Source organism: Methylomarinum sp. Ch1-1, assembly GCF_030717995.2.
GTDB classification, from domain to species: Bacteria; Pseudomonadota; Gammaproteobacteria; order Methylococcales; family Methylomonadaceae; genus Methylomarinum; species Methylomarinum roseum.
Map to the genome: position 1 here is coordinate 4,050,461 of NZ_CP157743.1, position 22,555 is coordinate 4,073,015.

Consider the following 22,555-nt stretch of genomic DNA (forward strand, 5'->3'; position numbering starts at 1 on the left):
CTGATTATTTCCTCATTAAAAATCTTTTCGCATATTCTCTTGGAATGGAGCGCGCCGCATTCAGACGCATAGCCTGATAGCTGAACTTCACGCTGCCCTTCGCGGTTTCATTCCTACCTAGAATGGCCAGCGAAGTGCCATGACCTTGAGACGCCGCTTTTTCATACCATTTTGTCGCGGCGTTTCTATCGCCCGGAACGCCTAGCCCTCTATCATATAAGGCGCCCATCACCACCTGGGCTTCGACGATTCCTTGATCGGCCGCTTTTTGCATCCATTCCGCCGCCAGTTCGTTATTTTGCTCAAACCCCTGCCATCCCAGTAAATACATCGACGCCAATTTAGCTTGCGCCTGGGCATCGCCTTGCTCGGCTAACTGCGTTATTTCTTCCTGGCTTTGCGCCGCGACAGTCAGGGAGAAAAACAGCAAAATAGGCAACAGCAATCTCTTTACAATTTCGTACATTATTCACCTCTTTCTTCAATTTAGGTTAATAAAACGGCCATTATTATTTCATGCTATCGAATAAAGGTGAAAGAACTATAAAAAAATAATTAACTGCGTTAGAATCATTCCATCGGTTAGTCAACAAGACCGGCATTATAAACTCATCAGGGGGAATAATAATGAATAAAACCACCATCCTTACAGCAACACTGGCTAGCGCAGTTTTATCGGGCTGCGCCACTCAAGCCGTCAACGACACCCAATTTTTTCAGGCCAAGGACCTGAACGACAAGGTGAATTCGGGCCTGTTAGTGCAAAAGACCGACACGTTCTTCGTCATCAACGATTCATCTTCCTCGATGAGCGATATCTATCAGGGCAAAGGCTTCGCCAATCAAGCCGATGCGACAAAGTTTTCGGTATCGAAAGCGCTATTGGATAGGATGAACCAAACACTACCCGACGTCACCCTGGCCTCCGGTCTACGCAGTTTCGGTTTTGGCCCCTGCACATCCTGGAGTTTCACCGAACTGAACCAGCCGGTGCAAAGCTATTCTTCCGCCTCATTTGACAGCGCAATCAATTCTTTGGAATGCTCCAGCGGCGGCACCCCCGTGGCCAGCGCCTTTCGGGCCGCAAAAACCGACCTGGCTAACGTTTCCGACCGTATCGCCCTAATCCTGTTCAGTGACGGCCACAACTACGACTCTTCCCCGGTGCCCGCATTGCAGGACTTAAAGGCGCGACACGGCGATAAACTCTGTGTTTACACGATCTGGGTAGGGAATGACAAGGATCGACAAGGCCTAAATGTTCTACATCAATTGGCCAATATCGGCCAATGCGGTTTTGCAACCAGCGCCGATGCGATTGCTTCGAGCAACGGTATGGCCAGCTTCGTTGAAAATGTCTTCTTCAAAGGCGGCACTCCGATCCCGACCGTGCAAGACAGCGACGGCGATGGCGTCATCGATTCCAAGGATAAATGCCCCAACACGCCTAAAGGCGCGATCGTCAACAAAGACGGCTGCTGGGCATTCACTGGCGTATTATTCGACCATGACAGCTCCAAAATAAAATCGAAATACGACCCATTGTTTAGCAATGCGCTCAAAGTCCTGAAACTGAATCCCGGATTGACCGTTGAAATCCAGGGTCATACCGACAGCATCGGTTCCGAGGCTTACAATCAGAAATTATCCGAACGTCGCGCCAAGGCGGTCAAACAGGAACTGGTCAATCAAGGGGTTGACGGTTCACGGCTGACCACGGTCGGCTTTGGAGAAAGCAGACCGGTTGCCAGCAATCACACCGCCGAAGGACGCGCACAAAACCGTCGCGTCGTTTACAGAAGAACGGACCGATAAGCTCCGTTAACCTTCACCGGCATTGACTAAAGGGAGGCTGCGGCCTCCCTTTTTTATGCTGAGCATCCCAGCAAGAAATGACGCTCACCCTCTTCGTCTATCGGGTAAGCTAGTGCAGCGTCCATTTTCCTCTGACGAGTTATCTCCTTAAACAAGTGAATGAATTCTTAGATATTTTGTAATTATTCAGCGTAGTTTTACTAAGAGGGAGTAGGTTATTGATTTATCGGGCTGTCTGCAACAGGCAGATTTTTTGCTCTGACCGCCAAGGAAGGCGGAAATGTAGAAAATGCAGGAGCAATTTTCTACCTGCAAAATCTGCATTTCCATCGTCCCTGACGGTCAGACGTTGCAGTCAGAGCTTACGCCGCACAGGGAAGTGCAAGTGCCGCGTGAGGCAGGATGCCGTTAGCTGCCATGGATGATTCTTTTATCCCGAACTGAGGGTTAATCTAGCAATTTAATACTGCCCGGGTGGCGTACAGGCATCGTATAACGCTTTCCTGAGTGATGAATCCAGCCCCTGACCTCGAGCCTTCTGCCCAAATAAACGCCAGACTCCGGAAACAAGTCATTATTTTGCCTTGCAATTTTGATGGCAAAATCAGCAGAGAAAAGCAGATAAATATTCTTCCGGGTCCGTTTGATTTCTTTTACCGTGCCGGCCACCCGCTGCCAGCCTCTCGTGTCCCGCGCTGCCTGGTAAGAGCGGCGTGCGTAATGAGGGTCTGCCCAGAGTCCAACACCGGCTTTTTCCGCCTGCGCTTCGGCCGCCAGCAACTGGCGACTATAGCGCAAATTCGGCGGGTGTATATTGACCGTCGCCAATCCCCGCCGCACCAATTCAAGATTAAGATGCTGTCCCTGTTCGGTAAATAAATGCGCGAGCCACCGCCGGTATTTGTCCCTTTTCTCCACATCCGTTTCCAGACGTATTTTTTTGTTAGCCAGTCTAGCGGATAACCAACGCTTAGCCTCATTCCCTCCTGGCTCGGCGCTTTTATATCTGCCATCCACTTCCGGGGTATTGATGCCTAACAGTCGAACCTTCTGTCCGTTCATTAACTGCACGGTATCGCCGTCAAAGACATGCTTCACCCGATAATAGCTGTAACCGGGCCGCAGATCAACGACTTCGGCGCCCTGCCGAGGCCGGTCCGAATAATGCCTTCGGCCTTGATCATCAACCCACAGATAGATATCGGCCGATACCGTAACAGACTGCATCAATAGGCCCAAGACACAGCACCATCGCTTCTTCATCGACATAACATTACTCAACAATAAATTATTGCTGCCATTACCAATTTGGCTATCAAAGAGGGCTTGAATTTGTTGGGCTTCATTTTATTCAGCCCAACCTACACAAATTTAAGACATCCCGTTATTTGTGTATAACGATGAGCGTTAAGTCAGTACAATAAAGACTTTATGTAAATATACAAGCGCTAGCTTCATTAACCATAGCTTCAGGGCTACCTCATTAAATGAATGAGTGGCAAAACATAAAATTAACAACAAATACGCCTAAAGTTAAACGTTTAGGGCGTGTTAAATAACCCGCCCCGCGTGCACGGCCAATTTTGCCCCGGTGGCGGTTTTTGGCGGCTTGCTTCGCGAAGCCGCCCTACGGTGCTCAAACCGGGAATAGCCGAGTACCCGTCATATATAATGTGACTGAGTACTAGATTAATGAAATATGTATGAGGATACCCTCTGTGGAAGACCACCCCGCACAATAACCGGATTGACAACATGATCAGCATCATTCAACGCGTCAGCGAAGCCAATGTCTCCGTAGACGGTATCACGATCGGCGCCATCGACCAAGGCATCATGGCTTTAGTCGCGGTCGAAAAGGAAGACAGCGAAAAACAAGCCGACCGTTTGTTGGAGAGAATTCTCAATTACCGCATCTTCGCCGATGCCGACGACAAGATGAACCTGAGTCTTCGAGATATCGAAGGCGGCTTACTGATCGTTCCGCAATTCACGCTGGCGGCCGACACGCAAAAAGGCAACCGCCCCAGCTTCGCCTCGGCCGCGACCCCGGAAAAAGGCCGACAACTGTTCGACTATTTTCGCCAACGAGCCGAAACAATTTATCCGGCTTCACGTTTCGGTCGCTTCGGCGCCGATATGAAGGTGTCCTTGATCAACGACGGGCCGGTCACGTTTACCTTACGCGTCGTATAGAGCACTTGGAGACAAGAATCAACCTCGACCTTTGCGCACCATCATGCCTTTGGTCGGATTGTAACCGATCACCGCGATCAGCATGAAGATCATGAATGCCGAGGCGGTATAGATCAGGGCATGCTCGTTATATTGTTCGTATAGCGCGAAGCGAATCAATTCGACCGCCTGGGAAAACGGATTGTACTTGGCCAGATCATGCAGCAACTCGCTGGATTCCTTGATTTTCCACAGCGGATACAGGGCCGTCGACATGAAAAACATCGGAAAAATAACGAAATTCATCACCCCGGCGAAATTTTCCAGCTGTTTAATGAACGACGAAAGCAACAAGCCCAGCGCCCCCAGCATCAAGCCGGACAACACCAGGGCCGGCAACACCCATAGATAACCGTGCAGCGGCGCCTGAATCTCATAAAACCAGGCGATAGCGAGAAACACATACACCTGGACGATAGACACGGCGGTGCCGGCGATCAATTTACTCATCAATAAAAACCAGCGCGGCAATGGCGACACCAGCAATATGCGCATGCTGCCCATTTCTCGATCATAGACCATCGACAGCGAACTCTGCATGCCGTTGAACAGCTGTATCATGCCGATCAGACCCGGCGTGATATAGACCTCGTACAAGATATAGGTTTCATAGGGCGGGGTGATCGCCAATCCCAACGCCGCACGAAAGCCGGCGGCGAACACGAACAGCCAGACCAGCGGTCTGACCAGCGCCGAAATGAAACGTTCGCGCTGCTTGAGGAAACGCAGTAATTCACGCCCGATAATCCCCCACATCGCGCGCCAGTAATGTAATACCCTCATGCCTGCCCCCTGGTCAACTTACTGAACACATCGTGGATGCTGGCGCCGGTTTTCTTCAATAACTGATCGACATTGCTCTTCGCCATAACCCGGCCTTTATGCAAGATGATCAACTGATCCTCGGGATAAATTTCATCGATTAGATGGGTCGCCCACAGCACGGCCAGGTCGGTCTCCTTGACAAGCTCATGCACATGCTCGACGATGCCTTGCCGGCTGGGCACATCCAGGCCGACGGTCGGCTCGTCCAGCAACAATAACTTGGGCTCATGCAGCAAGGCGCGGGCGATTTCGACTCGGCGTTTGTGGCCGCCGTTCAGCTGCCGCACTTTTTCACGTCGCCTATCATACATTTCAAAGCGCTCCAACTCCTCCTGGATGCGGCGATTGGCCTGTTTACGGCCGATACCGTGCAGCGCGGTGTGATAGCGCAGATTCTGCATCACCGTCAAATCCGGGTCCAACGTAGTCTGTTGGAACACGACGCCTAGCTGGGCCAGCGCCTTGCGGCTGTTTTTTCTGATATCGAAACCGCATAATTTGATGCTGCCTTGACGACTGTCATAGAGCCGGGTAATCAACGCAAACAACGTGCTCTTACCGGCCCCGTTCGGCCCCAGCAGCATCGTACATTCGCCGGCATTGACGGCGAAGCTGACCTCATCCAACGCCTTCTTGCTGCCATAGGCGAAACTGAGTTCGTTGACGTCCAATGCATTTTTTGCTGTCATGGTCTGGCTACCCCCTCCCAAGGATAACGGCCGACCACGACAAAACTATCGTCATCAACGACCTTGATCGTGTCTCCACTGCTGGTCGCGACATAAAGCTGTTCTTGATCGGCGCCTTGGACTTCGGAATCGGCTACGGCGATCGCATCATCCTTTTCCAGCGTCGCAAACACCGTTTCGGCCGAAACGGAAGCACAGATCAGAGCCGACAACAAGGCCAGCGTTTGCCATCGTTTCATGTTATTTTCCTCGTTGACATTTCGTTTCCGGCTGGTCGTAACCCAGCGTATCCAATTCGCTGCGGGGATGCAGAAAACCTTCCAGCGGCGCCACCGACACCAGTGAACGGGGAGCCGCCAATAATACCGGCTGTCTTAGCTGACCGTTCCAGGATCTAAACGACAAAGGCTTGCCTTTATAGCCCTGCAAGGCGAATTGATCGCTCATCAGATAGTCCTTGACCGGCTGCAGTTGATTGGATTTGGTCCGCACGGTCGCCTCGCCGATCGCCCTGACCGCCAAATAGGCGCCGTAATCCTGTTCCTCCATCCAGCGCCCGGTGTAGTCCTTGAAACGATTCTGCATTTGCACCGCGCCCCATTGTTCATGGGTACGGTGCCATGAAGTCGCGACCAAACCCTGGGTGCCGATCACCGGCCGCGGAATCCAGGTCCGGTAATCCAAATATTCGCCGAACAGGCCCTGCTCATCGGCGACGACCAATACATCATAGTCCTCGCCCTGGGTGAACACCGGCACATCCGACTGCGCCGTGCGCCGCGCATCATAGGTATGCTCCCAAGTCTTTTCCGCAACCAATTTCATACGATAACGTTTCGCCGCCCGCTTGATCGCGTCAGCATAGAGGCGATCTTCCGGGCTGGGCCCGATGACGAGAAACCATTCCCGCCAACGCTTCTTCATCATATATTGCGCCAGCGCGTCGGCCCGCATCGCTCGGCTGGGCAACAAATGAAACAAATTAGGGCGGCATTGTTCGTTACGCAAGGCATCGGCGCGGGTCGTGGCATCGAATAACAGCTTTTGTTGCGCCGCTGGCGAATCGACCAATTGCAGTAATAAATCCGCCTGCAGATTGAGCACGACAAAGGCATAATCATCGCCGACCTGTTCGGTGAAGGCTTTAACGACATCGGCCCCTAGCGGCAGCATGACTTTAGTCAATTGATAGTTCTGTCCGGTAAATTGACCGGTGGTATTATTGTCGGCAATGCCCAACTCGGCGCCAGCCATGCCCTTGCCTTGAATAAAGGGATCTAGATTAGACAAGGCCGGCGGGACTTTTTGTTCTTGGGTCAAATAGAAAATTTTAATCTGCTGTTTGCCGGCGGCCATGCCACCTGCAGGGTAAGCGAGCTGCAGCAGAAACAATAACAAAGCGAAACAATAACTCATCAATTTCATCGGCAACTTTCTACTCGTTCAATGGCGATAGGACATTTTAGCGTATAACGCGGCAAAATACTCATCCCGCGTCAAGCCATTAATCGCGCCAAATTGGCGATCAGTTGATCAAACTGGCGTTTGAAGCAACGCAGATTGTCTTCATCGATGGCTCGATTTTTGATTAACTGTTCGACCCTACCGCATGTTTCGGCCAGATCGCTGATATACAGATTCGCACAGACCCCCTTAAAGGCATGTATCCATTGTTCGGCCTCTTCCCAGCGCCCTGATTCTATATGGCCTGCAAGTTCTGCAAATGCATCCTTATAGGTCTTATGAAACAACAACAGCAACTCCCGATATTTGTCGACGTCATCGTGCAAATTTTGCAGGGCCTTAGCGACCTCGACACCGGGTAGAGTATAGCCGCATAATCCGGCTGGCTCGTTTTCCGAAGGCGCTTCAAGACGGCGAGGTCGTTCGCTGATGCCGCCTAGAACGGTTTTAAACCTGTCGATGTCGATCGGCTTTGTCAATACGTCGTCCATGCCCGCCTCAAAACAGCGCCGACATTCGCTCTCCGCAGCGAAGGCGGTCATGCCGATAATCGGGATATCCGTTAATTTAAGCCTGTGCCGGATTGTCTCGCTGGCCTGATAACCATCCATGACCGGCATCTGAATATCCATTAAAATCAAATCGACACGCTCTTGCTCTAAGCATTCTATCGCTTCTCGGCCATTGGCCGCCTCCAGAAAGCGCCCGACCTCATTGCCGAGTATTTCCTTAATCAGTATGCGATTGATATCGAAATCATCGACAACCAACACCGTGGAAAATTTAACCTTTTTCGCCAGAGCCGGCTCTGTCGATGATCGGTCGAGTTCACGAGCATGCTGCCCCGTCATCAATAACCGACGCAGCCGCTGACGATCGTAAACGGGCCTGGCGAGAAATCTCACCGCTTGTTTGCTGGCAAAAGCCTGGACGCGCTGTTCGGCCAACACACTGGCCATGACGATGATCGTAATCTCGGCCTGGCGACTATCGCGTCTGATCGTCTCGACCAATTTAAAGCCGTCGATATCGCTCAGCTCAAGACTGATCAATGCGATCCCGAAGTGATCCTGCTCAAGCAATTGCAACGCAGCCTGAGCGCTGGCGCAGGCCGTTACCTTGCAGCCCAACGATCGCAACAGCGCGCGTAAATGCTCGCAGGACTGCGGTCTTGGCTCGACCAGCAACACTGAAATCGAGCTGAGCGGAACAGCGGCCTGGATGTCGGTCTGAGGCGGACGATCTAACGATAATGAAAAACTAAAGGTGCTGCCTTTTCCCGGCGCACTGTCAACCGTCAATCGACTGTTCATCAACGATAACAGTTTTTTGCTGATACTGAGGCCAAGGCCGGTGCCGCCGTATTGGCGTGTCGTCGACACGTCGCCTTGGGTAAAGACCTCAAAGACTTTCGTCATCGTATCGCCGTCCATGCCGATGCCGGTATCCTGGACGCTGAAGGTGACGTCGACGAGACCGTCGCCACTCGCCGCAGGCGCGGCAATGACGAGCCTGATCTGCCCTGATGGGGTGAATTTGATGGCATTGGTCAATAAATTGATCAGGATTTGTTTCAGACGCAACGGATCGGCAACTACGCTACGAGGGACCGTTTCGGCGATATCGATAATAAATTCCAGGCCTTTTTCCTCGATTCTAGGCATCAGCATTTGACTGATTTCTTCGACCAATACAAACAGGTCGCAGTCCATAACATCCAGATTCATTTTTCCCGCATCGATTCTCGAGATATCCAACAGGTCGTTGATCAAGGAAAGCAGCAAATCGGCGGCCTCGAGCACTCGTTCCAACTGTTGTTTCTGATGCGCCGATGCGGAATTGGCGACGGCCAATTCGGTAAAACAAACGATGGCGTTCATCGGCGTACGGATTTCATGGCTCATATTGGCCAAGAACGCCGATTTCGCCTTCGAAGACGCCTCTGCGGCTTCTTTGGCCCACTCCAATTCACGGGTGCGTTCATGGACTAAATCCTGTAAATTCAGGCTATGCCGCTGCAAATCCCGTTGCGCCTGATCACGCGCCGAAATCGCATGACCGATCTGATTCAACAAGCTGTTGAAGGCAGAACCGAGCTGTTCGATTTCCACATAACTCTTATCGGCTATGCGTAACGAATAGTCTTCATCCCTCGCGACTTTGCTTACAAACAATGCCAACGACTCGATGGGCCTGGAAATTACCCGCTGCAACAGCCAGGATAATAACAGCGCGACCAACAAGGCAATAAACATGACGATGCCGACTAGTCCTGCAAAGTGAGTCAACATGCTCCAGTAACGAGAATAGCCGGCATATAACATGACATAGCCGATTTTATTGCCGCGCGAATAAACTGGCTTGGCGTAGAACGCGTATGCTTCGGTCTCATGATAAACAATCTGGTCAATTTCCAGCTTCTTTAGCGCAGCGATATCGTCTAAACTGGCAATGTTGGAACGTTGATAACGACCGATCTCTCGTTTTTCACCGTTCAACAACAATGCGCCGATAATTTGCGGATCATGTTTCAACGAATCTAATAACTGCGCCGCTTCACGCTTGTCTTCAAACAAAATGATGGCCTTGGCGTTATCGGCAAGCACATCGCATTGTAGCGCCAGGCTGGCGCGCATTTCATGCTTCAATGTCAACGCCTGAAAGGCGATAAACAGACCTCCTGCGACCACCAAGGCAATCAAGCTAGTCGAAAGGATAATGGTAAACAGTTTATTTTTGATGGAACGCTTGTTCATCGGTACTGCTCGGCTAAATTCAACAATTGCGCGCCGAGTTTGACGCCGGCGCGATCAGCCGCCCGCTGATTAATCGCAAAGCGCATTCTATTGTCTTTGTTAAACAACAAAATCATGCCGCCGCGCCGATAAAACTCCGCGCTTTCCCCGATTGTCAGCACCGGATAATTTGCGACGGCTTTAAGCATCGAACTCTCGGCGGTTGATTTTGCGGCGATGAACAGCAAATGACAAGTCGTCAAATCAGACTGTGTCTCGACGCTATCTATTCTTATCTGGTGTCGATTAATAGACTTATCGGTTAAAACATTCTTTATCGCTTCATGAATCCGCCTATCGCCGGCGATACAAAAACGGACGCTGTCCTTGCCGCTCGGCGTCAGCTTGTCAGCGGGCCAATCGACGAATAGCGATAAACGAAAAAGATAAGCAGCCTTGATGGTCAGCTCGCGAGTATCCACGGCGAGACTGCCACCTGCGACCAGCGGCCACATCAGAAACGGCAGCAACGTCAATCTCTTCACCTCCGCGATCGCCTTAATCCATACATAAGGGGAAAAAAAGGACATGAATCAAAACTGATAAGAGAGCTTGAACATGACTTCCCGAGTGCGGCCGGGTAAGGCAGGGTGTCCGCCATGATAAGGCTGGACATATTCTTGTTTCTCGTTGAATAGATCGTAAACGCCTAGACCGACGTTCAGTCCTTTAGTGAACAGGTTCTTATAGCGCCAATAAAAATTGTAAACCCAGGAAGAGCCATGTCTTACCAGGCTGTCGCCTTCATAGCCGTAACGATCGCTAATGAAAATCAGAGTCTGATTCAACGATAACGAGGGGGTCAAATCGATATGACCGTTCAACGACACCTTGTGCGTGGGAAAGCCGACATTCAGACCTTGATGGATTTGTCCATCGGAACCGAGAATCTTGTATTTGTCGGCGGTGTTTCGCGTCGATTCGTAAAAAGAATAATCCATCGCCAGGTAACCCAAACGTGGAACACGATACTCCAGCCCCCACTCGACGCCCTGAGTGTTTTGTCCGCTGGCATTGATATAAAAATCGTCAAGCTGATCGTCAACCTGGTAAAGAATGATATCGTCGCTTTGGATATGGAATAAATTGACGGTCAGATCCAGATTGTTGAAAGGCTGAAAGCCGAATTCCAGCTCGACCGTCCGAGTCCGCTCCGGACCGACCTGGTCGATTTGCTCATCCGGCGCCTTACCGATGTTGTATTCGGCGTTTTTCTGATAATTGCCCCCGGTCGGAATCCGGAAAGCGTGGCTGTATAAGGCCTTGACATGAAATCGACCGAAATCTTTGGTCAATGCCACCCGGGGCGCAAAATTGGTGCCGTACTCGTTATAGGCATCGAAACGCAGTCCGGCCAACACATTGATCCAAGGGAACGCGTAGCGGGCCTCGGTATAGGCCGTGTAGTTACTGAAAGTCGGCAGAGTTTCCCCTAGCCCCCCTTCCCGAATATCAAATTTATTCGACGAAAAACTGTTGCCGACGACCAGATAATTGCCTTGCTCGGAGGCGAAAGTGGCCTTGGCGTTGAATTTATAATAATCGACATAAACTTTCTCCCGTAACAGCGCGGCTCTGCCATCTAGGTATTTACGGGTGCGCTCCCAGGGATTCTGATGGGAGAAGGAGGCATTGGTTTCCAGTTTCACCGAAGGACTGAAATGATGCTGAAAACCGAGGTCGGCGGCATAGGTATTGAATTTGTTGACCAGATAACGGCCCGGCTTGCTCATCTCTTCGCCAAAACCGTCACGACTATTAACGTTGTACTGATCAACCAGCAGACGCAGATTCAATCCTTGATACTTGACGCCTAGGTTGACCATCGTCGCATCGAGCTCATTGTTGCCGGTCATATCGAAACTGCGGCCCACGGCGTCCTGATAGATCTGATCGCTGCGATGGGCCTCGCCGCGTTTGCCGGAAAAACTGACTTCCAGGTCACCCCATTGCTTGCCGGCCGTCCACTCCAGATTCTTGCGCGCCTCCCCTCGGGAAAAACGACCGTAATTTCCGCTCAGTTTGACGCCGTCCATTTGTTTCGCCGTTTTGCTGATGATATTGATGACTCCCATTTCGGCAAAGTTGCCGTGCACGATGGAGCCCGGACCGCGAACAATCTCGATACGATCGATTTGCTCAAGCGGAAAATGGTTGCCGAACTGGGTGGTGCCGAAACGATGCTCGTTTAAACTAATGCCGTCGACGAAAACCGCCACCTTCCCTTCATGGGCCTGGATGCCGCGAATGCCGAGTCCGACGACATTGGACACGTCGACACCGAAACTGAAACCGGGCACCAGTTGCAATACATCGATCAGGTCCCGCGCCCCCATGTTCTGTATCTGTTCGCCGGTAATCACCGTGACGATTCCGGCCGCCTGTTTGGCGCAAGTCGCTTTTTGGTTCGCCGATAACACGACAGGCACCTTGGCGAGATCGGATAAGTCCAATTTGACGATATTGGGCGCCGCCACTTGCTGACACGATAATGACTCAGCCGCTTGAGCAAAGGCGCAACCTAGCGACGATAAGGCGATAATTTTAAATAGGCTCTTCAATTTTCTCGGTGACACTGCTCGATGCGGGACAAAGCTAACCCGGCTATTTCATCAATGGAATGGAGCCTCAAAGAAATCCGCCGGCACCCCAGACAAAACCGCTCTAGTCTGTACGGTCAATACTTTACTCGCTCTTATGTCTGATTATCGGAATAGCGGGTCATTATATGCTGACAGCGGTTCGACTACAAAGCTGCCAATGTAGGCACACAGTAACTGCGGAACAGCGGCGCTCGATACGATCCTAAAATGCTCAAGATGAGATTTCAGACAAACGGCTCCGATCTATTGCATTTTTGCGTTTTAGGCACAATACTTAACATGCCGCCCATTCGATAATGACCATGATGTCCGAAGAGATAGACGACTTGGCGACGGACAACGACTTATTTGCCGTCGATATGTCCGCTTCCATAGAAAACAACAAGCGCACCGCCGTTCGTTATGTCCGGGATGATATTGCGGCCGCGTTAGCGAAAAAAAGCATGCTCAAGACTAGCGAGTTCAGCGTCCAATTGATCGACATCAGCAGCAAAGGAGCGTTGGTCGCCTGCCCCCAAAAGCTGGCGATCAACAAAAAAGTGACACTGCGCCTAAGCTTCAATGACGGCAAGGAATTTGTCATCGCGGCATCGGTCATCCATGCGAGGAATGCTCCAGAAAAACAATACGGCCTGAAATTTTCCCGTTACAATAACGAACTCGGCGAACATTTACTGTCCTCACAAAGTGATTTGATCTTTAAATAAAATGGCTATTATAAATCCCAGGTTGCCTGAAACAGAGGCTGCTCCTGTTAAGTTTTCGAGATTGCCGACAGCCGGGATGTTTTCGATAAGGCTACAGGGAGGTATTCACAGGGTTACCACATTAAATGAATGAGTGGCAAAACAGCAGCAATTCCCAATTTGAGTATTTTTGCGGGGTTTAGGGCATGGGGTGTGTCTGTCGAGGAGCGCCGTTCACCCAGCACCTAAATTATGCTGGAATGTAAAATATAGTCCAGTAGCCATGGAATTTAGGTGCTGGGTAAACCCATCCATGGGGGCTTGACGGCAGCATCCTTGCTGCCGACATCCTCGCCAAACACACCCCATGCCCTTTTTGAACGCCAAAGTGGGAATTGCTGGGCAAAACAGAAAATTAACAACAAATACGCCTAAAGTAAGTTAAACTTTTAGGGTGTGTTAAATAACCCGCCCCGCGTGCATTGAATGTTTTTCGCCGATCCTCTGCGCCGTGATCCATCTCACGGATGTGGGTAGGGTGTGCTGACGATAGGAAGCGCACCGTTTTTTGATGCGCTTCACGCTGTTCAACATCCGAAGGCAACACGATGCTTTGCGTAGGAGCGCCGCTCTCGGCGCGAAAAGAGCCATTCGGCCCGAGGGCGGGCCTCCTACGGGCAGACTTTGGCGGAGCAAGCGCACCTTGTTTCGATGCGCTTCACGCTGTTCGACACATCCGAAGGCAAGGCTACATTGGCATGCAACCGTAGGGTGGATTCGCCGCCAGGCAATCCGCCTGGATACCACAATGACCAATTTTGCCTCCGGTGGCGGTTTTTTGGCGGCTTGCTTCGCGAAGCCGCCCTACGATGCGGTAGGGTGTGCTGACGATAGGAAGCGCACCGGTTTTTGATGCGCTTCACGCTGTTCAACATCCGAAGGCAAGACGGTGCTTTGCGTAGGAGCGCCGCTCTCGGCGCGAAAAGAGCCATTCGGCCCCGAGGGCGGGCCTCCTACGGGCAGACGGCGGAGCCGCGGCGCAAGTAGCCGCATGCCGCTATGCAAAATGCAGGTCAACGAGGTCCTGAACGATTCAACCGTGACTGGAGTAAGTTAAACGTTTGGGGCGGATTAAATAACCCGCCCCGCCCAGGGTTTTCGAGATTATCGACAGCAGGGATGCCGCCGTCAAGCCTACGCCGCAACAAGGACGTGTAAGTGCAGCGGTAAGCAGGAGCTGTTAGCTGCCACGGAGGTATTCACCCAGCACCTAAATTCCATAGGCTAATGGCTGCGATAAATCATCTTCGTTTATTTAGGTGCTGGGTGAACGGCGTCTCCTGGAGCAAGCAACTGATAGTAAAAGCATTTTTATACTGAATAGTTACACAGCCCTTTTAAATAAAGGCCTTGCCGTAAATGTTAATCTAAAACCTTGATCAAGGGACAAGTTATGGAAATCAACCACCACATCACAACGCTTCCCCCTGGTTCCCAAACAAGCAATCTGGAACCACAAAGCCTTCGCACCGATGCTTTACGCGATGACCTCGATTCGCCTGGTCGTGATTCGGTTGAATTCTCCGGCACGGCAACCGCCCTGGCCGCCGCCAATGAAAACGACAATAACGACATCGCCACGCGAGACCAGGCCAAGCAAGCTGTGCAAGCGGTTCGACAAAGCGCCACAAGCAGCCCGGCAGATCTGGCGCAGAGTCAAGCGAATATCACGTCGGACGCGGTCAGATCGCTGTTGGGCTAACTCGAATCATGGCAGCGTTGAGCTTAACCCAGATTTATCTCTATCCCGTCAAATCGCTAGGCGGTATCAGCGTCCAACATTGGCCTGTCGACGGCAAAGGATTGCTCTATGACAGAAAATGGATGCTGGTCGATGAAAACAACCGCTTTCTGAGTCAGCGCCGTCTGCCGAATATGGCGCTGATCAAAACTCGAATCAGCGCCGATGAGTTGATCTTATCGACGCCTGAGCAACAACAGTTCGCACTGCCGCTGCAACCGGACGCCGGCGACCCACTGGAAGTCGACATTTGGCACGATCGCTGCCTTGCCAGAGCCGTCAGCCGCGAGGCGGACCGCTGGCTCACCGACTTTCTTGACGCGCCCTGTCGACTGGTCTACCAACCTGAAGACGGCGTCCGCCGGGTAGACCCTAAGTATGCCGAACCTAGCGATCAGACCCGCTTTGCCGATGGCTTTCCCTTCCTGATTACGTCGTCAGCTTCCTTGCACTCATTGAACGAGGCCATGGAGCATGAGTTGCCGATGACGCGTTTTCGTCCCAACCTGGTGATCGGCGGCTGTTCGGCATACGCCGAAGACTGCTGGCGTGAAATCGCCATCAACGGCATCCATTTCAGATTACCGAAACCCTGCTCCCGCTGCAATGTGCCTGCGATAGACCAGGACACGGCCGAAACCGGCAAGGAACCCTTGTTAACACTGAAGCATCTGCGTCGATGGAACAATCAGATCTACTTCGGTCAAAACGCACTCCATGACGGCCCAGGCGAGTTGACTGTCGGCGATTCCATGCAAATCATCAGCACCGGCGCCCGTCAGCCTCCGCTGCCGGCAATAGGCTAAATCAGCAGCAATTCCCATTTGGATAATAAAGAGGGTTTGGGGGTGTTTTGGCGAGGATGCTGCCGCTAAGCCCCCAACAGGCCCTAAACACCGCAAAAATACTCAACCTGATTACTGGTCTAACACGGCGAAAATGCTCAAACAGTGAATTGCTGCTAAAATGGCGGTCGCTTTGCGGACATCGATCAATCAAGTAAAATAACGGCTTTTATGGGACCGACACCGCAGCGGTCAAAACCTCTTTGATCATTAACCCTTCCACGCATATAACTCAATGTCGACAACTGAAAACCCCGTTCAATCAAACTTTATCAGACAGATCGTTGCCGCCGACCTAGCAAGCAACAAACATAACGGCAAAGTCGCCACGCGTTTCCCTCCGGAACCCAATGGTTTTCTCCATATCGGTCACGCCAAATCGATTTGCCTGAACTTCACCATTGCCGAGGAAAATAACGGCACTTGCAACCTGCGCTTCGACGACACCAATCCGGAAAAAGAAAGCGTAGAGTTTATGGAAGCGATCGAACGAGATGTGCACTGGCTGGGATTTCAATGGGCCGGAAAATACCATGCCTCCGATTATTTCGAACAGCTTTATCAATACGCGATACAGCTGATTAAATCCGGCGATGCCTATGTCGACAGTTCCAGCGCCGAACAAATCCGACTAGACCGTGGCACGCTGACCGAGCCAGGTCGGGAAAGTCCGGACAGAAAACGCTCGATTGAAGAAAACCTGGACCTGTTCCAACGCATGCGCGACGGTGAATTCGCCGATGGTCACTATGTATTGCGCGCCAAGATCGATATGGCCTCGCCCAACATCAACATGCGAGATCCAACGATTTACCGTATCCGCCGCGTCCATCACCAACGCACCGGCGATGACTGGTGTATCTATCCGATGTACGACTACACGCACTGCATTTCCGATGCCATCGAAGGCATTACTCATTCTTTGTGCACGTTGGAGTTCGAAGATCACAGACCCTTGTATGACTGGGTACTGGACAAGTTGCAGACGCCCTGCCATCCTCAACAAATCGAATTCGCCAGGCTGCAACTCGAATATGCGGTGATGAGCAAGCGCAAATTGAATCAATTGGTGATCGAAAAACATGTCAGCGGCTGGGATGATCCGCGCATGCCGACCATCGCCGGCCTGCGTAGGGCCGGCTACACGCCGGCATCGATCCGTGACTTCTGTGAGCGCATCGGCGTCACCAAGAAAGATTCCTGGATCAAGATGGGGGTGCTGGAAAGCTGTATCCGTGAAGACCTGAACGAAAATGCCCCGCGCCGAATGGCGGTGTTGAATCCGTTGCGCGTCGTGATCGAAAACTATGCCGATGGAGCGACGGAAGATTATCAGATTGCCAATCATCCGCAAAAACCGGAAATGGGCGCGCGCAAGGTTTCTTTCGGCAAGGTTCTCTATATCGAACAGGACGATTTTGCCGAAGTGCCGCCGAAAAAATTCAAACGCCTAGTTGAAGGCGGTGAAGTCAGGCTGCGCGGCTCCTATGTGATCAAATGCGAACGCATGATCAAGGACGAATCCGGCAATATCATCGAATTACGATGCAGCTATGACCCCGACACCTTGGGCAAGAATCCGGAAGGCCGCAAGGTCAAGGGCGTCATCCATTGGGTTTCGGCGGAACATTCGGTCCCGGCCGAAGTACGGCTCTATGACCGCTTGTTCAAGGCGCCGAATCCGGATGCGGAAGCCCATTTTCTCGACGCCTTGAACCCGGATTCACTGGAAGTCTTGACCGACTGCCGCATCGAAGCCAGCCTGGCCGATGCCGAACCGCAAAGCCGCTTTCAGTTCGAGCGGACCGGTTATTTTTGCGTCGATTCGATCGACAGCAAGCCCGGAAAACCGGTATTCAACCGCACCGTGACGCTGCGAGATACCTGGGCGAGATAGTCAGGCTACGCCGACCAGTCCCTACCCTAACGGGCGGGACTGGCCCCACGAGATCTTGTTACTCTGACTTGAATAGCGGGAACATAACATGAGTATCGACCCCTTAATCCCCTTACTCGAAGAAACAACCGGCCGAACGCTAAATGACTGCCGACTCTCGCCGCTGGGAGGGGGCGACATCAACTCGGCCTATCATCTCCAAAGCACCGAGGTTTCCTGGTTCATCAAGGTCAACCGTCCGACACTCGCCTTCATGTTCGAGGCCGAAGCGCAAGGCCTTAACGAACTGGCCAAGCTAAAGAGCATTAGGGTCCCAACGGTCATAACTTACGGCCAAAGCGAACAATACAGTTTCCTGGTGTTGGAACATATCGAACTGGGCGGACTCCGCAGTGACTCAGCTGCGCTCTTAGGTGAACAATTGGCCGCATTGCATAAGCACCGCCAGGCTTTTTTCGGCTGGCATTGCGACAACACGATCGGCAGCACCGCTCAGCATAACGAACGCCATAAAGACTGGGTGGAATTCTGGCGTGCGCAGCGCTTATTAAAACAGTTGCAATTCGCCGCCGACAACGGCCACGCCGGCAAACTGCTGAGCCAGGGGGAAAAGCTGGCCGAAAAACTCGATGTATTTTTCGAAACTTATCAACCGCAACCGGCCTTATTGCATGGCGATCTTTGGGGGGGCAATGCCGCCGCCGACCGTCAAGGACGCCCGGTCATTTACGACCCTGCCTGCTATTACGGCGACCGCGAGGCCGACATCGCGATGACCGAATTATTTGGCGGCTTCGGCGCCGATTTCTATCGGGCCTATCAGGAAAGCTACCCATTGGATTCCGGTTATAAAACCCGCAAAATCCTCTATAATCTTTATCATATCCTCAATCATTTGAATCTGTTCGGAAGCGCTTATCGGCATCAGGCGGAAACGATGATCGAACAATTGCTTGCGGAAACTTAGCGCTTTCATTAAATTGTTGGTAACAACTTCCGTGCCGATGAAGTATTGCGACATCTATTGCGGACTATAGCTACCGCAAATGTATGCAGAAAATGCAGGAGCAATTTTCTGCCTGAAAAATCTGCATTCACGCCATCCCTTGGCGATCGATTGCCGCCGTCAATCCTACGCCGCACAAGGATGTGCAAGTGCCGCGTGAGATAGGAAATCGGAAGCGGCCGCCGCACAAGGATGTGCAAGTGCCGCGTGAGATAGGAAATTGGAAGCGGCCGCCGCACAAGGATGTGCAAGTGCAGCGGTAAGCAGGAGCTGTTAGCCGCCACCCAGCACCTAAATTCCATAGGCTAATGGCCGCGATAAATCATTTTCGTTTATTTAGGTGCTGGGTGAACTTTGCTCCTCGACAGACACACCCCATGCCCTAAACACAGCAAGAATGCTCAAACTGATGAATTGTTGGGATCGGCCAGATATTTGGGAAAGGTGTTGGCCGCAATGATATACTGGCGTCAAGTCCGCCAGACGGAGCACTGCGTCCTTTGTCAGCCACCCCGCTGCCCGAATTTTGATTCACGACAAGCATATCTTTAACCGGCACACCGGGATGAAGAGGTTCTAGCATGAAAGATTTATCGGCCATCCGTGGCATACTGTTTGATCTCGACGGCGTATTGTATGTCGGCCCCTCCATCATCGAAGGCGCCATCGACGCCCTCGCCGAAATAAAACAAAAAGGCTACAGTCGACGCTTCATCACCAACACCAGCACCCTATCCAGCGCTTCGCTACATAAAAAACTGCTTAACCTGGGATTTGACATCGACGAGCACGAAATCATCAGCGCCACCCGCGCCGCACTAATTTATCTGCAACAATTTGTCGACCCATCCTGCCACCTATTGCTGTCCGATGACGTTAAACAAGATTTCCGTCAGTTCAGGCAATCGAGCAAAAAAGCCGACTTCGTCATCGTTGGCGACATAGGCGATGCCTGGTCATATAAGCTATTGAACACAGTATTCAAGGAATTGATTAACGGCGCGCAGCTGATCGCCATCCACAAGAACCGCTTCTGGCAAACCGAAGACGGACTGCAAATGGATATCGGCGGCTTTGTCGGCGCACTCGAATACGCCAGTCAAAAACAAGCGACGATCATCGGCAAGCCTTCGCGGGAATTTTTTCAGTCGGCATTGACCGACCTGGAATTGTCGCCGCAACAAGTCGCCATCATCGGCGACGATATCGACACCGATATCGGCGGAGGGCAAGACGCCGGTTTAACCGGCATTCTCGTGAAAACCGGCAAATATCGCCAAGACTATGCCGACAGCAGCCCGATCATTCCCGACCTAACCCTGCCCTCAATTACCGAACTCCCGGCCTGTTTGCCGACTTTAAGCTAACGGACACGTAACTATTCAGTATCTTTCAGGGTTTAGGGAGTAGGAGCTGTTAGCTGACAGCAATTCCCAGTTTGCGCATTTTTGCTGTGTTTAACCTGTGTTCGGATCAAGAAACCAGCCTGTATCAGATAGCTCCTCCAGAATATGTGCATGTAGGCTTGAACGCGGAATCTGACCGCCAGGGAAGGTGGAAATGCCGCGCACACTGCTTTCCAGAGCGACCTGATACCGTCTTAACCCTTATTGTTTCCTATCTTCCTGCATAGAAACACATTTACAAAGATTGCTCCAATATAGAGCAGACTCGCCCGGTCGCTCCCTGGTTGCGACGCAGAAACTCCCCACCCTTTTCAGTCAAACGCTCTCTAAACGCGGCATCGGCATGCAAACGTTTCGCCGTGCCGATGATGTGCTGCTCGTCCAGGCATTGCAGCGCCGCCTGCATCGCCAGGACTTTGTCGGCAATTTCCTTAAAATTAATCATGTGTGGACCGAACATGACCGGCAGACCCACCGCTAACGGCTCCAAGATGTTGTGCCCGCCCACCGGCACCATGCTGCCGCCGACGAAAGCGATATCGGCGGCGGCATAAAGCATTTTCAGCTCGCCCATCGTATCGGCAATATAGACATCGGTATCGCTGCTGCAAGCGTCATTGACACTGCGCATCACCGTGTTGAGTTCTCTTTCTTCGGCCAGACGTTTGACCTCCTGAAAGCGCTCTGGGTGTCGGGGGACGATCAACAACAACAATTCCGGAATATCGACTTTCAATTGCCGATAAAGCATCATGAAGATTTCATCCTCCCCCTTATGGGTGCTGGCGATGATCCAGACAAAACGCCCTGCAAATAATCGTCTTTTTAGCTCCCTGCCCTCACCGACCAGCTTCTCATCGACCACCACATCGAATTTGATATTGCCGAGCGCCAAAGTCCTATCTTCCGGCGCGCCGATCTCGACAAACCGCCGCCTATCCTCCTCGGTTTGCGTGGCAATCGAAGTCACATTGCCCAAAGCCGGGATCACCAGCGACGGAATTTTTCGGTATCCTTTGGCGGAATTAGCCGAGAGGCGGGCATTGATGATGAACAAAGGAATGTTATTTTCACCGCATTGAGCAAACAGATTGGGCCAAATTTCTTTTTCCATGATCACGGCCAGCTTCGGTTGAAACGTGTCGAGAAATCGCCTGACGACAGACGGCAGATCATAGGGCAGATAGACATGTTCGACCCTGTCTCCTAACACCGCTTTGACGCGGGACGAGCCGGTCGGGGTCGTGGTCGTGACCAGAAAATGCGCTTGTCGATGTCGCTGCTGCATCAGCCTGACCAATGGAAAGACGGCTTCCGCCTCGCCGACGGAAACAGCATGAAACCAGATGACCTGTTGCGGATAGGGCTTGTTGTAAACGGCTAGGCGTTCCAACCAGCGTTTTCGATACTCGGGCGCCTTCATGCCGCGCCAATACAGGCGCACTAACACGAACGGCAATAACAGATGGAAAAGGGCGGTGTAAATGAAACGCATAAAAACAAAACCTCCTTGAACAGGCGAAACTATTCTACTGGATTGTCTTTACCGATTTAACCACTCCATATATAAACGGACGCCCTGCTCGACCGTTTTGAACTGATGATGACAACCGGCGGCGCGTAACTTATCCAGATTGGCCTCGGTGAAACTCTGATAACAGCCCTTCAGGTGCTCCGGGAAGGGAATGTATTCGATACTGCCGCGCTGGTGATAAGCGATCACCGCATTGGCGACGTCATTGAAGGTCTGACTGCGTCCCGTGCCGGTATTAAAGACGCCGGAAACCTGCGGGTTGTCCAGAAACCATAAGTTGATATCGACGACATCGCCGACATAGATAAAATCCCGACGTTGTTCGCCGTCGGCATAACCGTCACAGCCTTCAAACAAGCGTATGTAATCGGATTCCTTGATCTGATTGTTCAAATGAAAAGCGACGCTGGCCATGCTGCCTTTGTGCTCTTCACGAGGTCCGTAAACATTGAAATATCTCAAACCGACCACCTGCGCCGTCAGCTTGCTTTCGAACCGACGCACATATTGATCAAACTGAAATTTTGAATAACCGTAGACATTCAACGGCCCTTCATAGGCCAATTCTTCCTTGAAATGATTGTCGTCACCATAGACGGCGGCGCTGGAGGCGTAGATGAAGGGAATCTTATGCTGCTGACAATAATGAAACAGCACCTTGCTGTATTCATAATTATTTTCCATCATATAACGACCATCCCACTCGGTGGTCGTCGAACAGGCGCCTTGATGAAAAATGGCCTCTATCGTTTCTGGTTGAAAAAAACCTTGTTGCAGTTTCTGTAAAAACGTGTCGCGATCCAAGTAATCGGCGATCCGGCAATCCACCAAGTTTTTATACTTGACACCGTTAGCCAGGTGATCGACGACTAAAATATCATCGTAACCGCGCTGATTCAGGCCCAACACCAGGTTACTACCTATGAAGCCCGCTCCGCCGGTTACGATGATCAT

General features: G+C 51.7%; 19 protein-coding genes. 8 read left to right on the top strand and 11 right to left on the bottom strand.

The genetic code is table 11. The annotated features are described in order from the left end of the window. Positions 1-4 precede the first annotated feature (4 nt). Positions 5-466, bottom strand: coding sequence for a tetratricopeptide repeat protein (locus tag Q9L42_RS18395; protein ID WP_305906940.1), 462 nt, complete (start codon positions 464-466; stop codon positions 5-7). A gap of 161 nt (positions 467-627) precedes the next feature. Here Q9L42_RS18395 and Q9L42_RS18400 point away from each other — a divergent pair, with 161 nt between their 5' ends. Continuing rightward, positions 628-1,815 carry an OmpA family protein gene (locus tag Q9L42_RS18400; protein ID WP_305906939.1) on the top strand — a complete coding sequence of 396 codons (1,188 nt, stop codon included), beginning with the start codon at positions 628-630 and terminating at the stop codon, positions 1,813-1,815. 447 nt (positions 1,816-2,262) lie between these two features. On the opposite strand, the gene Q9L42_RS18405 is transcribed toward Q9L42_RS18400, so the two are convergent. Further along, positions 2,263-3,078, bottom strand: a complete 816-nt coding sequence (locus Q9L42_RS18405) for a thermonuclease family protein (RefSeq protein WP_349431574.1) — start codon at positions 3,076-3,078, stop codon at positions 2,263-2,265. A gap of 492 nt (positions 3,079-3,570) precedes the next feature. Here Q9L42_RS18405 and dtd point away from each other — a divergent pair, with 492 nt between their 5' ends. Beyond that, complete coding sequence (gene dtd / locus Q9L42_RS18410; protein ID WP_305906937.1) at positions 3,571-4,011, top strand: D-aminoacyl-tRNA deacylase; 441 nt, start codon at positions 3,571-3,573, stop codon at positions 4,009-4,011. An 18-nt stretch (positions 4,012-4,029) separates the two neighbouring features. Here the strand turns inward: dtd and Q9L42_RS18415 are convergent, their stop codons facing one another. From Q9L42_RS18415 to Q9L42_RS18445, 7 genes are all read right to left on the bottom strand, one after another. Next, a complete protein-coding gene (locus Q9L42_RS18415) occupies positions 4,030-4,833 on the bottom strand; it encodes an ABC transporter permease (protein WP_349431575.1) in 804 nt (267 codons plus the stop codon). Beyond that, positions 4,830-5,564, bottom strand: coding sequence for an ABC transporter ATP-binding protein (locus Q9L42_RS18420; RefSeq protein ID WP_305906936.1), 735 nt, complete (start codon positions 5,562-5,564; stop codon positions 4,830-4,832). The genes Q9L42_RS18415 and Q9L42_RS18420 overlap by 4 nt, the downstream gene beginning before the upstream one ends. Next, positions 5,561-5,803 carry a hypothetical protein gene (locus Q9L42_RS18425; RefSeq protein ID WP_305906935.1) on the bottom strand — a complete coding sequence of 81 codons (243 nt, stop codon included), beginning with the start codon at positions 5,801-5,803 and terminating at the stop codon, positions 5,561-5,563. Before Q9L42_RS18425 ends, Q9L42_RS18420 begins: the two co-directional genes overlap by 4 nt. A 1-nt stretch (position 5,804) precedes the next feature. Continuing rightward, complete coding sequence (locus Q9L42_RS18430) at positions 5,805-6,920, bottom strand: ABC transporter substrate-binding protein (protein WP_305910147.1); 1,116 nt, start codon at positions 6,918-6,920, stop codon at positions 5,805-5,807. Positions 6,921-7,060: 140 nt separating this feature from the next. Further along, on the bottom strand, positions 7,061-9,784 hold the full coding sequence (locus tag Q9L42_RS18435; RefSeq protein WP_305906934.1) for a response regulator: 2,724 nt from the start codon (positions 9,782-9,784) through the stop codon (positions 7,061-7,063). Further along, the gene (locus Q9L42_RS18440) at positions 9,781-10,353 is read right to left on the bottom strand and encodes a YfiR family protein (RefSeq protein WP_349431576.1); all 573 of its coding nucleotides are present in this window, start codon (positions 10,351-10,353) and stop codon (positions 9,781-9,783) included. Before Q9L42_RS18440 ends, Q9L42_RS18435 begins: the two co-directional genes overlap by 4 nt. A gap of 3 nt (positions 10,354-10,356) precedes the next feature. Next, entirely contained in the window at positions 10,357-12,384 is a 2,028-nt protein-coding gene (locus Q9L42_RS18445; RefSeq protein ID WP_349431577.1) for a TonB-dependent receptor plug domain-containing protein, read from the bottom strand. Between the two features lie 338 nt (positions 12,385-12,722). Here Q9L42_RS18445 and Q9L42_RS18450 point away from each other — a divergent pair, with 338 nt between their 5' ends. The 6 genes from Q9L42_RS18450 (at position 12,723) to Q9L42_RS18475 (ending at position 20,028) form a co-directional block, all read left to right on the top strand. Continuing rightward, positions 12,723-13,133, top strand: a complete 411-nt coding sequence (locus Q9L42_RS18450) for a PilZ domain-containing protein (protein ID WP_349431578.1) — start codon at positions 12,723-12,725, stop codon at positions 13,131-13,133. Between the two features lie 1,432 nt (positions 13,134-14,565). Then, a complete protein-coding gene (locus Q9L42_RS18455; protein ID WP_305906927.1) occupies positions 14,566-14,874 on the top strand; it encodes a hypothetical protein in 309 nt (102 codons plus the stop codon). A gap of 8 nt (positions 14,875-14,882) precedes the next feature. Next, a complete protein-coding gene (locus Q9L42_RS18460; protein ID WP_305906926.1) occupies positions 14,883-15,719 on the top strand; it encodes an MOSC domain-containing protein in 837 nt (278 codons plus the stop codon). Between the two features lie 274 nt (positions 15,720-15,993). After that, the gene (locus tag Q9L42_RS18465; RefSeq protein WP_305906925.1) at positions 15,994-17,655 is read left to right on the top strand and encodes a glutamine--tRNA ligase/YqeY domain fusion protein; all 1,662 of its coding nucleotides are present in this window, start codon (positions 15,994-15,996) and stop codon (positions 17,653-17,655) included. A gap of 88 nt (positions 17,656-17,743) precedes the next feature. Further along, positions 17,744-18,622: a fructosamine kinase family protein gene (locus tag Q9L42_RS18470; RefSeq protein ID WP_349431579.1), complete on the top strand. Its 879-nt coding sequence runs from the start codon at positions 17,744-17,746 to the stop codon at positions 18,620-18,622. Positions 18,623-19,242: 620 nt separating this feature from the next. Next, positions 19,243-20,028 (top strand): TIGR01458 family HAD-type hydrolase, encoded by a 786-nt coding sequence (locus Q9L42_RS18475; RefSeq protein ID WP_305906922.1) that lies wholly within the window; start codon positions 19,243-19,245, stop codon positions 20,026-20,028. Between the two features lie 274 nt (positions 20,029-20,302). Here the strand turns inward: Q9L42_RS18475 and waaA are convergent, their stop codons facing one another. Both waaA and rfaD read right to left on the bottom strand, forming a co-directional pair. Continuing rightward, complete coding sequence (waaA, locus tag Q9L42_RS18480) at positions 20,303-21,562, bottom strand: lipid IV(A) 3-deoxy-D-manno-octulosonic acid transferase (RefSeq protein WP_305906921.1); 1,260 nt, start codon at positions 21,560-21,562, stop codon at positions 20,303-20,305. A gap of 48 nt (positions 21,563-21,610) precedes the next feature. Then, positions 21,611-22,555 carry an ADP-glyceromanno-heptose 6-epimerase gene (gene rfaD / locus Q9L42_RS18485; RefSeq protein ID WP_349431580.1) on the bottom strand — a complete coding sequence of 315 codons (945 nt, stop codon included), beginning with the start codon at positions 22,553-22,555 and terminating at the stop codon, positions 21,611-21,613.

Excerpts from the sequence above, each read along its gene's own strand:
- waaA (WP_305906921.1), bottom strand. The coding sequence starts at position 21,562 with ATGCGTTTCATTTACACCGCCCTTTTCCATCTGTTATTGCCGTTCGTG.
- Q9L42_RS18475 (WP_305906922.1), top strand. The coding sequence starts at position 19,243 with ATGAAAGATTTATCGGCCATCCGTGGCATACTGTTTGATCTCGACGGC.
- rfaD (WP_349431580.1), bottom strand. The coding sequence starts at position 22,555 with ATGATCATCGTAACCGGCGGAGCGGGCTTCATAGGTAGTAACCTGGTG.
- Q9L42_RS18415 (WP_349431575.1), bottom strand. The coding sequence starts at position 4,833 with ATGAGGGTATTACATTACTGGCGCGCGATGTGGGGGATTATCGGGCGT.
- dtd (WP_305906937.1), top strand. The coding sequence starts at position 3,571 with ATGATCAGCATCATTCAACGCGTCAGCGAAGCCAATGTCTCCGTAGAC.
- Q9L42_RS18450 (WP_349431578.1), top strand. The coding sequence starts at position 12,723 with ATGACCATGATGTCCGAAGAGATAGACGACTTGGCGACGGACAACGAC.
- Q9L42_RS18465 (WP_305906925.1), top strand. The coding sequence starts at position 15,994 with ATGTCGACAACTGAAAACCCCGTTCAATCAAACTTTATCAGACAGATC.
- Q9L42_RS18420 (WP_305906936.1), bottom strand. The coding sequence starts at position 5,564 with ATGACAGCAAAAAATGCATTGGACGTCAACGAACTCAGTTTCGCCTAT.
- Q9L42_RS18435 (WP_305906934.1), bottom strand. The coding sequence starts at position 9,784 with ATGAACAAGCGTTCCATCAAAAATAAACTGTTTACCATTATCCTTTCG.
- Q9L42_RS18470 (WP_349431579.1), top strand. The coding sequence starts at position 17,744 with ATGAGTATCGACCCCTTAATCCCCTTACTCGAAGAAACAACCGGCCGA.
- Q9L42_RS18440 (WP_349431576.1), bottom strand. The coding sequence starts at position 10,353 with ATGTCCTTTTTTTCCCCTTATGTATGGATTAAGGCGATCGCGGAGGTG.
- Q9L42_RS18430 (WP_305910147.1), bottom strand. The coding sequence starts at position 6,920 with ATGGCCGCCGGCAAACAGCAGATTAAAATTTTCTATTTGACCCAAGAA.
- Q9L42_RS18405 (WP_349431574.1), bottom strand. The coding sequence starts at position 3,078 with ATGAAGAAGCGATGGTGCTGTGTCTTGGGCCTATTGATGCAGTCTGTT.
- Q9L42_RS18400 (WP_305906939.1), top strand. The coding sequence starts at position 628 with ATGAATAAAACCACCATCCTTACAGCAACACTGGCTAGCGCAGTTTTA.
- Q9L42_RS18460 (WP_305906926.1), top strand. The coding sequence starts at position 14,883 with ATGGCAGCGTTGAGCTTAACCCAGATTTATCTCTATCCCGTCAAATCG.
- Q9L42_RS18395 (WP_305906940.1), bottom strand. The coding sequence starts at position 466 with ATGTACGAAATTGTAAAGAGATTGCTGTTGCCTATTTTGCTGTTTTTC.
- Q9L42_RS18425 (WP_305906935.1), bottom strand. The coding sequence starts at position 5,803 with ATGAAACGATGGCAAACGCTGGCCTTGTTGTCGGCTCTGATCTGTGCT.
- Q9L42_RS18455 (WP_305906927.1), top strand. The coding sequence starts at position 14,566 with ATGGAAATCAACCACCACATCACAACGCTTCCCCCTGGTTCCCAAACA.